General features: G+C 67.7%; 13 protein-coding genes and 1 pseudogene. 5 read left to right on the top strand and 9 right to left on the bottom strand.

Annotation, left to right across the window (positions count from 1 at the left end; genetic code table 11):
* The first annotated feature begins 59 nt into the window (after positions 1-59).
* The gene (istA, locus tag KVF89_RS04875; RefSeq protein WP_257423870.1) at positions 60-1607 is read left to right on the top strand and encodes an IS21 family transposase; all 1548 of its coding nucleotides are present in this window, start codon (positions 60-62) and stop codon (positions 1605-1607) included.
* Positions 1604-2394 (top strand): annotated as a pseudogene (gene istB / locus KVF89_RS04870) (IS21-like element helper ATPase IstB). Before istA (KVF89_RS04875) ends, istB (KVF89_RS04870) begins: the two are co-directional and overlap by 4 nt.
* A 216-nt stretch (positions 2395-2610) precedes the next feature.
* Here istB (KVF89_RS04870) and istB (KVF89_RS04865) read toward each other — a convergent pair.
* The 4 genes from istB (KVF89_RS04865) to KVF89_RS04850 form a co-directional block, all read right to left on the bottom strand.
* A complete protein-coding gene (istB, locus tag KVF89_RS04865; RefSeq protein WP_257423869.1) occupies positions 2611-3429 on the bottom strand; it encodes an IS21-like element helper ATPase IstB in 819 nt (272 codons plus the stop codon).
* Entirely contained in the window at positions 3429-4661 is a 1233-nt protein-coding gene (gene istA / locus KVF89_RS04860) for an IS21 family transposase (RefSeq protein WP_257423868.1), read from the bottom strand. Before istA (KVF89_RS04860) ends, istB (KVF89_RS04865) begins: the two co-directional genes overlap by 1 nt.
* A 345-nt stretch (positions 4662-5006) precedes the next feature.
* A complete protein-coding gene (locus tag KVF89_RS04855; protein WP_257423866.1) occupies positions 5007-5249 on the bottom strand; it encodes a hypothetical protein in 243 nt (80 codons plus the stop codon).
* A gap of 245 nt (positions 5250-5494) precedes the next feature.
* Positions 5495-6007: a hypothetical protein gene (locus KVF89_RS04850; protein ID WP_257423865.1), complete on the bottom strand. Its 513-nt coding sequence runs from the start codon at positions 6005-6007 to the stop codon at positions 5495-5497.
* 236 nt (positions 6008-6243) lie between these two features.
* Here KVF89_RS04850 and KVF89_RS04845 point away from each other — a divergent pair, with 236 nt between their 5' ends.
* Positions 6244-6579 (top strand): hypothetical protein, encoded by a 336-nt coding sequence (locus KVF89_RS04845; protein ID WP_257423864.1) that lies wholly within the window; start codon positions 6244-6246, stop codon positions 6577-6579.
* Positions 6580-6683: 104 nt separating this feature from the next.
* On the opposite strand, the gene KVF89_RS04840 is transcribed toward KVF89_RS04845, so the two are convergent.
* Positions 6684-7421: an SDR family oxidoreductase gene (locus KVF89_RS04840; RefSeq protein ID WP_257423862.1), complete on the bottom strand. Its 738-nt coding sequence runs from the start codon at positions 7419-7421 to the stop codon at positions 6684-6686.
* Positions 7422-7535: 114 nt separating this feature from the next.
* On the opposite strand from KVF89_RS04840, the gene KVF89_RS04835 reads away from it, so the two are divergent.
* A complete protein-coding gene (locus tag KVF89_RS04835; protein ID WP_257423861.1) occupies positions 7536-8450 on the top strand; it encodes an enoyl-CoA hydratase/isomerase family protein in 915 nt (304 codons plus the stop codon).
* Between the two features lie 221 nt (positions 8451-8671).
* On the opposite strand, the gene KVF89_RS04830 is transcribed toward KVF89_RS04835, so the two are convergent.
* Positions 8672-9850: an acyl-CoA dehydrogenase family protein gene (locus KVF89_RS04830; RefSeq protein ID WP_257423860.1), complete on the bottom strand. Its 1179-nt coding sequence runs from the start codon at positions 9848-9850 to the stop codon at positions 8672-8674.
* 417 nt (positions 9851-10267) lie between these two features.
* Between KVF89_RS04830 and KVF89_RS04825 the strand changes: the two genes are divergently transcribed.
* Entirely contained in the window at positions 10268-10702 is a 435-nt protein-coding gene (locus KVF89_RS04825) for an acyl-CoA thioesterase (protein WP_257423859.1), read from the top strand.
* A gap of 2 nt (positions 10703-10704) precedes the next feature.
* On the opposite strand, the gene KVF89_RS04820 is transcribed toward KVF89_RS04825, so the two are convergent.
* From KVF89_RS04820 to KVF89_RS04810, 3 genes are all read right to left on the bottom strand, one after another.
* Positions 10705-11559 (bottom strand): FAS1-like dehydratase domain-containing protein, encoded by an 855-nt coding sequence (locus KVF89_RS04820; protein WP_257423857.1) that lies wholly within the window; start codon positions 11557-11559, stop codon positions 10705-10707.
* Positions 11560-11815: 256 nt separating this feature from the next.
* Positions 11816-12304 (bottom strand): thiolase C-terminal domain-containing protein, encoded by a 489-nt coding sequence (locus KVF89_RS04815; RefSeq protein ID WP_257423856.1) that lies wholly within the window; start codon positions 12302-12304, stop codon positions 11816-11818.
* Positions 12305-12530: 226 nt separating this feature from the next.
* On the bottom strand, positions 12531-12645 hold a 115-nt coding region (locus tag KVF89_RS04810; RefSeq protein WP_257423871.1), incomplete at its 5' end, for an integrase core domain-containing protein.

Raw genomic sequence — 12645 nt, 5'->3', positions numbered from 1 at the left:
CCTTCCTCGGGTGCGATGAGCGGTGCTGAAGCGCCCTATCGCCCCGAGGAAGGGATGAGTTGAAGTCTGCCGAGGAGATCATGAAAATCTTGGATGCCTACGACCTGACAGGGTCGTTGCGTGACGCCGGTGAGCTGGCCGGCTGCTCCCACCACACCGTGAAGCGGTACGTCGATCGGCGTGCTGCTGCCGGCGAGTTGGACCGGGCCGCGGCGCGGCCGCAGTTGATTGATGAGTACCTGCCCAAGGTCGAGGAGTGGGTGGAGCGGTCCATGGGCAAGGTCCGTGCCGACAGGGCCCACGAGAAGCTGCTCGTGCTGGGTTACACCGGTTCGGAGCGCACCACCCGCCGGGCGGTCGCGAAGGTCAAGCAGTCTTACCGGGCGGGGCATGTGCGCGTGCATCGGCCTTGGGTCACTGAGCCGGGGATGTGGCTGCAGTACGACTACGGCGACGGGCCGGTGGTCGACGGCGTCAAGACGGTGCTGTTCGTGGCCTGGCTGGCGTGGTCGCGGTTCCGGGTGGTGATCGCGCTGCGGGACAAGACGATGCCGTCGGTGTTCGCCGCCCTGGACCAGACGTTCCGGCGGCTGGGCGGGGTGCCGACCTATGTGCTGACCGACAACGAGAAGACCGTCACGGTCGAGCACATCGCCGGGATCGCGGTCCGCAACCCCCAGCTGGTCGGGTTCGCCGCGCACTACTCGGTGGTCGTGCACACCTGTGTCCCGGCCGATCCGGCGTCCAAGGGTGGCACCGAGTCGTCGGTGAAGATCAGCAAGGCCGACCTCGTGCCCAGGGACACCAACCTGCTCGATGAGTACGGCAGCTTCGCTGAGCTCGAGGCCGCGTGCGAGGCGTTCTGTCAGAAGGTCAACACCCGTGCCCACCGGATCACCAAGCGGCCGCCGGTCGAGATGCTCGCCGAGGAACGCGCCCGGCTGCACCCGGTCCCCGCGGTGCCGCACACGGTGGCGTTCGGCACCACCAGGGTGGTCCCGGCGAATACGCCGATGGTGATGTTCGAGTCCGGCCAGTACTCGGTCCCGCACACGCTGCTGGGCGCGACGGTGTGGGTGCGCACCCAGGGTGTCGGGGTCGAGGAGCAGGTGATCATCGTCCACGTCGGCGACGACGGGCCCCTCGAGGTTGCCCGCCACGATCGGGCCACGCCCGGCACGCCACGCATCGACGACGACCACTTCCCGCCCCGTCCAGCTGGACCGCTGGATCGCCGGCCACGCGCGACGAACCCGTCAGAGGCCGAGTTCCTCGACCTGGGCGAGGGTGCTGCGTTGTGGCTGGTCGAGGCAGCTGCTGCGGGCACCCCGCGGATGCGGGTCAAGATGGCCGAAGCGCTCGCGCTGGCGAAGCTGTTCGACCCCGTCGAGGTCGACTGGGCACTCGGGCACGCCGCGGTCCACGGCCGGTTCGCCGAGGCCGACCTCTCCTCGATCCTGGATCACCACCACGGTCGGGGAGCCCGCCAACCAGCTGCCGGTGAGCACCGTGCTGGCGAAGAGCGGTCACTGACCCAGGGCACCGCAGCGTGGGCACGGCTCGGCCAGCACGGCACCGACCACACCACCGATGAGGTGGCCCTGTGACGACCAGGAGCGTCACGACGTCCGCACCACCGCTACCGGCGGAGTTGGAGGACCTGCTGCGCCGACTGCGGCTGCCCCACATCCGTCGCCACGCCCCCGAGGTCGTCGCGACCGCGAAGGCCCAACGCTGGGAACCGGCCGAGGTCCTCAAGGCGCTGTTCGCCGAAGAGGTCGCCGGCCGGGAACGCTCAGCACTCGCCACCCGCAGGGCGGCTGCCGGGTTCCCGACGGGGAAGACCTTCGACGCATGGCAGCCCGAGGTGTCCTCGATCCCGGCGCCCACCCAGCAGGCGCTGCGGACCCTGGAATGGGTGCACCGGCGCGAGAACCTCGTGGTGTGCGGCCCATCGGGGACTGGGAAGACGTTCCTGCTGGAGGCGCTCGGCCAACAAGCCGTCGAGCAGGGGCTCAAGGTCGCCTGGTTCACCTTGGAAGACCTCGGCGTCCTGCTACGCCGACACCGCGCCGACGACACCGTCACCAAGGCCATCGCGCGAATCCTGCGCGCCGACCTGGTCGTCGTCGATGACATCGGGCTCCTGGCCGTCGCCGCCGACGCCGCCGAGGGGCTCTACCGGCTCGTCGACGCCGCCTACGAGAAGCGATCGGTCGCGATCAGCTCGAGCCTGCACCCGCCCCAGATGGGTTCGACGAACTGATGCCCAAGACGCTGGCCACCGCCACCGTCGACCGGTTGCTGCACCACGCTCACGTCTGCCAGACCCGCGGCGACAGCGTGCGGCTCACCCAAGCACTCGCCGGCCAGGGGGTGAGCCCGTTGAGCTGAGCACCCCGGTCGGTGGTGGCCAGCAGCCCCCATGGGCAGATCCCATGGCCACCACCGGGCAGATCCCATGGCCACCACCGGGCAGATCTCGTGGCCGTCAGCGGGCAGGTTTCATGTCCGCCACTGGGCAGTTCCTACTGTCCCTTGACACGGCTGTGGACGGCGCTCCAAGACTGGTCGATTCCGGCGCTTGAAAAGTGAGCGGTTTTGGGGAGTCTAGGACTCCGTTTGGTTGGTGGTGGTGCGGATGCTGGGGAGGCTGTCGATGCCGCGTCCTCGGAGTCGGTAGCTGGCGCCCTTCAAGGTGAGGACGTCGGCGTGGTGGACGATCCGATCGATCATCGCGGCGGCGACGGCTTGGTCGCCGAACACGCCTCCCCAGCTGCTGAACGGCAGGTTCGAGGTCAAGATCAGCGAGGCGTGTTCGTAGCGGGAAGAGACGAGCTGGAAAAACAGGTTCGCGGCGTCTTGCTCGAAGGGGAGGTAGCCGACCTCGTCGACGATGATCAGTCCGTAGCGCCGTAGCCGGGTGAGCTCGTTGGGGAGTCGGCCGGCGCGGTGGGCGTCGGTGAGGCGGGTGACCCAGTCGGTCGCGGTCGCGAACAGCACGCGGTGTCCATGACGGGCGGCCGCGACTCCCAGGGCGGTTGCTAGGTGGGTCTTCCCGGTGCCGGGTGGGCCGAGGAGGACGACGTTGCGGGCTTCGGTGAGGAATCCACCTGATGCGAGTGCCCCGACTTGTTGTCGTGCTGCTGGTTGGGCGTCGAAGTCGAAGTCCTCGAGGGTCTTGACCGCGCCGAACCCGGCGGCGCGGATCCGCAGCTGGGCGCCGGAGGCGTTGCGGGCTGAGACTTCGCGTTCGAGGACGGCGGCGAGGTAGTCCTCGTGTGTCCAGTCCGCATCGCGGGCCTGGTCGGCGAGTCTGGCGGCGGACTCGGTGATCCGCGGTGCCTTCAGCGCGGCGGCGAGGTAGGTGATGTGCTTGAGGGCCTCGGTGCTCGCAGCGGCCTTCGAGGCGCTCTTCGCGGTGGCCATCAGCCGATCTCCTCAACGTCGCTGAGATCGGCCAGGCCGAACGCACGGTCGTAGTCGGACAGGTCGCGTGCCAGGTCGTCACAGGCGCCGACTGCTGCGACGGCGCGTGGTTGTTGGAACTGTTTGCGTAGCCCCGCGGCGGCTTCGACGTGCGCGGGGTCGGTGATCGTCATTCCTCGAGCCCAGACACGCTCGTGTTCGGCCACGATGCGGCCTTCCAGTCGGATCCGGACACGTTCGAGGTCGGCTGTCACGTCGATCATCCGGCCGATCACGTGCGGGTCGACGGAGTAGTCGTTGGTGTCGAGTCGGACGTAGTAGTCGCGGCCGAGTCGGATCTTGTTGCGCCAGCCCAGGTGCAGCGGGATCGGCGGCAACGGCAACATCGCGGCGCGATCGGCATCGAGTCGGTCCAGTGGTGATGCCTTGATCGTGCGCACCACCCGGGCATTCGCACGGGTCAGCCAGTCGGTGAACTGGGCGTTGAAGTCCGCTGGTGAGGTGAAGGTCCGACCGGGCACGAACGAGGTCTCGAACCAGCCGTTGCGCCGTTCCACCAGACCTTTGGATTCGGGGTCGTTGGGTGGCAGCAGCACCAGCTTGGTGGCCAGGGTGCCCATGAATGCCGCCACACCTTCGGCGCGGCGTTGGCCGCGGCCGATGCCGGTCTCGTTGTCCCAGATCAGGCGTCGTGGGACCCGGCCGAGCTGCTGGATCAGCTCCCAGGAGCCCAACAGCAGGTCCTCGGTCTTCCGAGTCGGGATCATCCTCGCGGTGATGAATCGCGAGTCTGCGGCGGTGATCACCAGCACCGGCATCAGCTTGGTGCTGCCGTCCTCGAGCGGGATCTTTCGTGGCGGGAACCAGAGATCGCACTGCGCCGCGTCGCCAGCCGCCCAGACGATCCGGTCGGCCGGGTCGACCGGCCGGTGCTCAGGGCGCAGCCGCTTCACGTTCTCGCTGAACCAGCGGATCGAGCCAGTCCACCCCACCCGTTCGGCCAGAACCGTCGCCGGCATGTCCGGGACGTCGGCCAGCAGGGCCCGCACATGCGGCTCGTACTCGGTGAACGACGTCGGCCCTGGCGACCGCTCATACCTTGGCGGCGAGTCCGACTTCACCGCCTTGATGACCGTGGTCCGCGAGATCCCCAGCCGCGCCGCGATCCGCGCCTTCGGCACCCCCTCGGCAGCCAGCCTCCTGATCAGCGCCCAGTCCTCCAAAGTGATCACACTCCAATCGTTGAGTGCTCACTTTTCACCGCCGAAACTGTTCAGTTTTCGAGCGCCGCCGACAGCGGCCGCGCCTGGAGCAACTGGCGGACCGTCTTGCGGTCCACCCCCAAACTCGTCGCGATCTCTGCCTGCGAACGACCCGCATGCCAGGCACGAAAATCTCTGTCACATCGATCACCTCGAACGTCCTCCTTGCCACTGGGCCCCCTTCATCGCTGGTGCGATGAGCGGACTCGAACTGGACCTGAGGACCCCACTCGACACGCCGTTGTCCCCCTGAGGCATTGCGTGACGCCGAGGTGAGGAATTACGTGACGCGATCAGCCCGCACGCTGAGGAATTTCATGACCGCTCACACGCCATCGCCATGCGGCGTTCCTCCCACGCCAGCAACTGGTCCAGGCGCCAACGGTCCGGGTGGCTCACCGGCGGCGGGACCAGGTCGCGGTCCTTGAGATTCTGATAGCCCTTCGTCCTGCCCCACCCGTAGCGGCGCATCACCTCGCGTGCATCAAGGAACACATGCCGAGGATCACGGACCGGAGAGATCTTGTCCTGCATGTCGTCGGCCGGTGCCTCGCTCATCATCACACCTCCTCGCAGGCTGCCGCGGTTGTCGTAGCGGGCTTCGCGCCCGCAGTCGCTCGAGGCGAGGCTGCGGGCTGGCGAGTCTCGGATGTGCTCACCGGGTCCTCCTCTCGGCGACTTCTGACGGTCACCTATGGGCGGTGAGGCGTCCGGAGCGATCATTCGCAGAGAGCCCTTCCACGTTTTCGGCAGCTGGCGCGGAGCTCGTCGGTAGAAAGTCTGAACAGGTCAAACGCCGCGCATCACGGCGCGAGCGACTGCGCGGACGATATGGGTGGACGGGCGAGAGTCGTAGCGTTCGACCGGTGCGTTGGCTGAATCGCGGGCGTCGCGTCCTGGCAATTCGTTTGCGCGACTGTGGCCGCTGCTCCCGCGGTGGACGATGCGGCAGCTGTGATTGCACTCGCCGTGCGCAGCGACTCTCGCACGGGCGGCGGTAGGCGGCCTGTTCGTCGGGCGAGGATGTCGGCAGCGGAGACCCAGACGGTGTCGCCCGCTGGCGCCGCTGCCAGGCCGGCCTCGACGTCGTTATGCGCGCGGATCGAGAGCGCTCGTGCTGGTCCGGTGAGACCGGGGGTATGGGCCTTCTCGCCGACTACGGAGGCGAGCTCCGAACCGGACTCGGGGGCATGGAGGGTCGCGCGGGTGCCGCGCTCGCGGCCGGGCCAGGTGGCGATGACGTCGAGGCTGGCCATGGTGGTGGAGGCGTGGGTCAACTCGCGGTAGGCGGCACGAACTTCGGCGGCCTTGTGCATCAGGTCGGGGTCAAGGCGATCTTCTGGGGCAGTGAGGTCGCCCCAGCGGCTGGCGAGTACACCGCCCCCGGCGATAGCGGCTGGGCTCGCGCAGGGTGGCGCGGCGCTCGGCGAGGCGGAGTGGGTCGAGTTGGTCCGGGGCTGGTTCCCGGAGCTCGTTGACACCCGGTTGCGGCAGTCGAGCTGGCCCGCGATCGAGGTGCTCCACGACAACGATCAAGGGCCTGTTGCCGGAGGTGACGGTCTCCACGATCCACCAGCGGCTACGCGATGAGCACGGGCTGACGGTGAGCTTGTCGAGCCTGCGCCGGTACTTGGCGGCGAACCTGCCGGAGGAGATGCTCGCGGCGCAGGTCACGGTGCTGCGGGACGGCCCACCGCCGGGGCATGAGGCGCAGGTCGACTACGGGATGCTCGGGATGTGGTGGGACCCGACCCGGCAGGCCCGCCGGCGAGTCTGGGCGTTCGTGATGGTCCTCGCAGCGAGCCGGCACATGTTTGTACGGCCGCTGTTGGGGATGGACCAGCGGGCATCGGACGGCGTCGGTCTGCATCTGCTCCAGGGGTGGTGAACTGCCAGCCGCGCCAGAAGCGTCGGGCGCCAGCACGACCACGTCCGCCGATCGATCAGCCACGTCCTCGCTGAGAGCGGAGTCCTCAGAGGTCGCCGCGCTGTTCATCCCGCAGCCCTGTTCATGCCACCGTCGATGTAGAGCACCTGCCCGTTGACGTAGCCGGCGGCGTCGCTGGCAAAGTACCGCACGGCGCCGGCGATGTCGTCCGGCCAACCGGTCCTACTTCCAGGTACCCCTGCGAGGAACGCCGCGTAGGCCTCCGGCGCCCTGTCGCGAAAAGCGGCTTGCGCTGGAGTCTCGATCACTCCCGGACACACAACATTGCCTGTGATCCCGTGAGCGGCACCTTCGACAGCGACGGTACTGGCGAGGCCGAGCAGGCCCTGCTTTGCGGCTGCGTAGTTGGCCTGGCCGTAGTTGCCGTTCTTCGAGATCGACGAGATGGCCACGAACCGCCCGAACCCGGCGTCGCGCATGTCCTGCCACACCTCCCGGACCAACAAGAATGCGGCGGTGAGGTCGACCTGGACCACCGTGTGCCAGTCATCGTCGGACATCCGTCCGATGGTTGCGTCGCGCCACGTCCCGGCGTTCGCGATCACGGCCAGCGGAGGTCCAGCGGCCGACCGCACCTTGTCAATTGCAGCCGTCAGGGAGTCCCTCTCAGCCACGTCGGCCTCGACCGTGAGCCATCGATCAGCAGCGCCCTCGTGAGGCCGTAGGTCGACGGTGGCCACGTACCAACCGTCGGCATGGAGCGTCTCCGCGATGGCGCGGCCGATCCCCTGGGCACCGCCGGTGATGACCGCAACCGCGGAGTCTGGTCTGCTCGGGTGCATGTAGCTCCTCCCATATGGAATCATTCGATCGACCTATCATATGAGCACCCGAGGGAAAGCGCCATGTCCCACAAACCCTGACCCCGCACCTGCGGCCCACCCGATGTGGGCGGGGTGTCCAGCTTTCGACGTGGCAACATCGCGCACCTGATCCTCGACCGAGAGCACGCCCTGACCGCTTTGACCTCCACGATGGTCGAGAGGCTCCACAGCGCCCTCTCCTCGGTGCGCGACGACCCAGAGGTCGACGTGCTGCTGCTGTCGGGACAGGGCCGAGCTTTCTGCGCCGGGTCCGATGTGAAGGAGATGGCGGCGCGTCCATTACGACACGGTCTCGAGGGGGCTGACCTGGCACGCGCGCGCGCCAGCGAACGCGATCGTCTCCAGCGCGCGTTCGACGTCGTCATTCGACTGCACGAGTTGGAGCAGCCGAGCGTCGCTGCTCTTCAAGGCCCTGTTGCCGGTGGGGGCATGGGCCTGGCCTTGGCGTGCGACTTCCGGATCGCAAGCCAGGGTGCCCGGTTGATCCCGGCCTACCGGCGGCTGGGCCTACCGGGCGACTGGGGCGTGAGCTGGTTCCTGACGGAGCTGGCGGGCCGCCAGTACGCTCGCCGGATGCTCGTTGGTGGGTCGACGCTCACGGCCGAGGAGGCGCTCGCGGTCGGCCTGGTTGATGAGGTTGTTGCCGAAGACGAGCTGGAGGCTGTCTGTGCGGCACGGACCGACGAGCTCGCCGCCGGATCATCCCCGGCCACCCGGCCACCCGGGCGGCCAAGCGGCTGTTGCGCAGCAGCGGACTTCGCGACCAGATCCAGCACGTCTGAGCGGCGGGCGAAGAGGCCCACGGTCGTAAACTTCATCAACAAGTCATCGGTACCGTCGAGGACATTGAAGTGCATGGTCGCCAACCCCTTGCCCCGGCTCGTCAACCGAGGCCCCTCAAGGCGCACGCGGCACTGGATCACCGTTCCCGCCACCACCGGTCGGAACCAGCGAGCATCGTCCAGCCCGAGACCTCCTCGCCCGTGAGTGTCCATGTCTGTCTCAACCCAGAGCCGCCAGGCCAGCGCCATCGTGTGGAACCCTGACGCGATCACCTCGCCGACTCAAGGTCGGCGGCGAAGACTGAGTCGAGGCGTATCGGTTGCGGGTCGAAACGTGAGGGCGAACTCCGCGATCTCCCGGGAACTCACGACGTGACTCCCGGGTCCGGAAGACGGCCCCGTCGACCACATCCTCGTAGAACATGCCTAGTCGTCCAGGAGATCGTGTGCCAGAGAGTTGAGGAGGCTTTCCGTGGTCCCGCCCGCGATGGTCCAGCCGCGCGTCTCCCGTGCCACCCGCTCCACCGGGAACTCGCGGCCACGGGCGATGCCGCGCCAGCCGAATGCCTGAATCGCCTGCTGCGTGATGGCGACGGCGACCTCGGACGCCGCCAGCTTGGCCATCGTGGCCTGACCTGCCGAGGGCAGGCCATCCTCGTCCACGGTTCGCGCCGCTCGGTAGGTAAGGAGTCGCGCCTGCTCGAGGTCGAGGGCCAGCCGCGCCCAGGTCCAGCGCACGCCTTGGTGGTCTGCCAGCCGCTGGCCGCCCTGCTCTCGTGTTCTCAGATGATCCACCACACGATCCATGGCCCCCTGGGCCGTGCCGATGCACATGGCGGCAATGCCCAGGCGCATCGCTCCGTACTGGCGCAGGATCTCCTTCAGCCCGGCCGATGACATCGGATCGCCCGGGATCAGTACGTGGTCTCGTGGTACCCACGCGTTCTCGAACTGAATGGCAGCTTCGGGAAGCGCGTTGCCTCCCATCTTGCGATAGGTCCGCTCGACGCTCAGGCCTCGGGTGCCGGCCGGCACCAGCACGGCGCCAAGGCCACGACTGCCCTCACCACCGAACCTGCCCACCACCAGGTGTGCGGCCGCCAGCGCACCGCCTGTGACAAAGCACTTCCTCCCTTCGACGCGAATGCCCCCGGCATGCTGGTCGAAGCGGGTGGAGATGTCGCCCAGCGCCGTTCCCGCTGATTCCTCGGTGATCGCGATCGAGATCAGGGCCGTGCCGGCCGCCACCGGGGGCAGCCATCGCGACGCCAGTTCGCTGGCGCCGAACTTCGCCAGGAAGTAGGCCGGACCGTTCAGGGCCAGATGTACAGCCTCGGCCACCACGAACGAACGCATCGCCAGTTGCTCGACCAGCAAGATGGCATCCATCCTGCTGCCATCGCGTCCAGCGTGCCGGGCGGGAAATGTCAGTGTGAGTGCCCCGGAACTCTCGGCCAGCTGCTCCAGCACCGACCACGGGAAGGTGCCCGTCTCCTCCCACTCATCGTCGGAGGGTGGCAGCCCGGCCGCCAGGTCGGCACTCCAGTCACGGATGGAGCACTCGTGCTGGTCGAAGCCGTACTGACTGGCCAGATCTGAAGACATCATCCGCGATCGTTTCGTGAGCGCGGGCGCTGGGCCGATTCGTTCACGCTCCGGCCCCTCGGAAGGTCTCGCACCAAGGGCGTATCGGTGCCAACGGCCCCCAGGCTGGTGGCTCCGCCCGGCGATCCCAACGGGTCATCGCGTCCGGGAGTGGTTCCCGGAAGAACTGGGCGTTGTCGTCTAGCATATGGGGTGTGTGGATCGTCGCCGAAGCGGCCGAAGACCTCATAACACGTCCCGTTCTGTTCCTTGCTGCATGCTCCGCGCCCCTGGATCCTCGCCGCTTATCGATTGATTGATCATCTAGACGGGATTGCCTTCTTGTCAAGTGTGGTAGAAATCGATAGATCGATCGGTATCGTCGACAGTCCCCCAGGCAAGCAATCTGCGCCGCCGACTCGAACCTGAGGAGTTCTCGTGGACGAAACGGTCGCGGCCGACTCCGGGAGTGGTCGGCCGCCAGTGCTCGTGAGCACCGAGGCGCGCGTGCATTTTGATCAGGTCGATGCGTTCGGCATTGTGTACTTCGCCAGGTACTGGGACTGGTACCACCACGCGTTCGAGCAGCTGCTGAGCGATCTGGGTCACGCGCTCCCGGATTTGCTTCGCGAGGGTTTGGGTTTCCCAGCGGTGCACGCCGACATCGACTACCGCGGGATGCTGTACCTGGGAGATCTCGTGCGATGTCACCTGACGATCACCCGCGTCGGTCGCAGGTCGATCACGCTCGCGGGCACGTTCGTCGACGACGCCGGACGGCAGCTGGCCGAGGCGACAACCGTCCATGTGGCGGTCCTGAAGGACGGATCCTCAGCGGAACTGCCCCAGTGGCTCCGCCAGGCTGCTCCGTGACGTCACTCGTGCACGGCAACGCCCAGCTTCACCGTCGCCGATCCGACGTCACGCCCCGCCTCATCGCGGACGTCGGTTCGGAACCGCGCTGAGTCCGGACCCGCCACACCGTCAACCCCGCCGCTGCCCACCAGCGAGTTCCCCAAGGTGAAGGAGGCAGTCTGGCTCGTCTCGAGTCGGGTGGGCACGAGCAGGCCGACAGTACGTCGGACGGGCTCGTGCAAGAGGGCGACGACGACGGCACCGTGCCCGAGGACGGCATCGAAGCCGGCAGAGCGCGCGACGTCGTCGTCGAGGTGCAAAGGGTCAGGGTTGTCCGTCGCCACCGACAGCCGGGCCATCGATAGTCGGGTCATCTCCGGCGTACGGTGTTCCGGCAGGGCCTTGCCATCGATCTCGGGCAGCGAAGGGGGAGCCAGGTACGCAAACGGCTCCGCGTCATGGAACCGGGGTTCGGTAGGCACCGTGGGGTCAGGAACCCCCTCTCGAACCTCCGTGAAGAGCACCTCGCATCGGCAGACCGGCCGCCCTGCCATGGTGAAGTCAGTGCGGATGCGCGCGAACTGGCGGACTCCGCCTCGTCGATTGACTCGCTCCCACGTCGCCACCACCCGTGCGCGTGCGTGGAGTTCGTCCTCCTCAGTGACCGGCACGCCCGCCCAGTCCACGTCGATACCCAGGTTCAGCGTGCGACCCCAGGTGAAGCCCAGTCCCTCGACCAGGTCGTCGCCCGAGACAGCCAGGTGAAAGCCGAGCATGGCCGGAAGCACGAGGCGCCCGGTGAATCCTTGCTCGCGCGCAGCCTGCGAATGGAGCAGCAGCGGATCTTCCAGACCCAGCGCGCGCGCGAAGGACACGGAGCTGAGTCTCTCCCCGACCAAGAACTTCTTGCTGGGGAACGCCCTTCCTTGGGTAGTAACGTCCATCGATCCTCATACTCCTTCACAGTTCCTCGTTGCCTGAGACTCACACCGTCGGCTGCGCGCCGACTCCGGACCAGCACGCCCAGGTGGTGCCGCCGACGTCGATACGGCGGCTACCGCGCACCTTCGCGTCGCAGGATGCCAACCGCGCATGCATTGGTCTCCAGCTCCAAGACGGTTCCACCCATCGTCAGGAACACGCCGACACCGGGATCCGAGAGTTGACGGTCGCCGGCCTCCCCCGCAACTGCCGCAGCACCTCGGCCACTTGGGCCAGGCCGGTCGTCCGGGAGGATGCCCTCGCGAGAGCAAGCCCCCGCTGGGGATTGAGCGCCGGACCATCCCCGCGCCTGGCGAAGTTGCCGGCCATCAGACGGGAGGCGGCCAGCCCCGGCTCGGCAAGACCCAGTGCCTCGAGGTTGGTCAGAGCCGCCGGCGCGAACGCGTCTGGCAGCTCGACCACCCCGATATCCGCTGGCCGCACGCCCGCGTCGGCGGCCGCGTCCTCTGAGACTCTCGTCACGACGCTCTCACCCGTGAACCGGTCCTTTGTCATCCCGGACTGCAGGCTCAAGCCGGCTACCTCGACGGGCACATGCGCCGTCCTCGCCAGCACGCGCTCTGAGACCACCACGGCGGCCGCCGCACCGTCGGCGTTCGGGCTGCAGCCAACCTCCATCACGCACCTCCTGCATCGTCCAATGGGCTCCGCCAAACCGATCCGCACCAGCGTTGCCAAGGCGGATGCGCGCCTAGTTTCCTATGGATCGGTCAATCTATCAAGGAGTTGGGCAGGTGGTGCAAATCATTGGCACCGGGGTCACCCGCTTCGCCAAGCGACCGCACACCTCGCCGCGCGAGCCCGCCGCGGAGGCGGTGACCGAGGCGCTAGATGTACCCGGCGATCAGGTTGGTAGCAGCCGACTGATCGGGGGCTTGCCTCCGAGTGCGCTGTGGCGGCGTTCAGTGTTGTAGTGCTCCAGCCAGGGCGCAAGGGCCGCGGCTCGTGCGTCGTTGCTG

This window comes from Nocardioides carbamazepini, from assembly GCF_024614185.1.
Lineage (GTDB): Bacteria > Actinomycetota > Actinomycetes > Propionibacteriales > Nocardioidaceae > Nocardioides > Nocardioides carbamazepini.
Note: the sequence above shows the minus strand (reverse complement) of the source record. Positions and strands in the feature narration are given on the sequence as shown.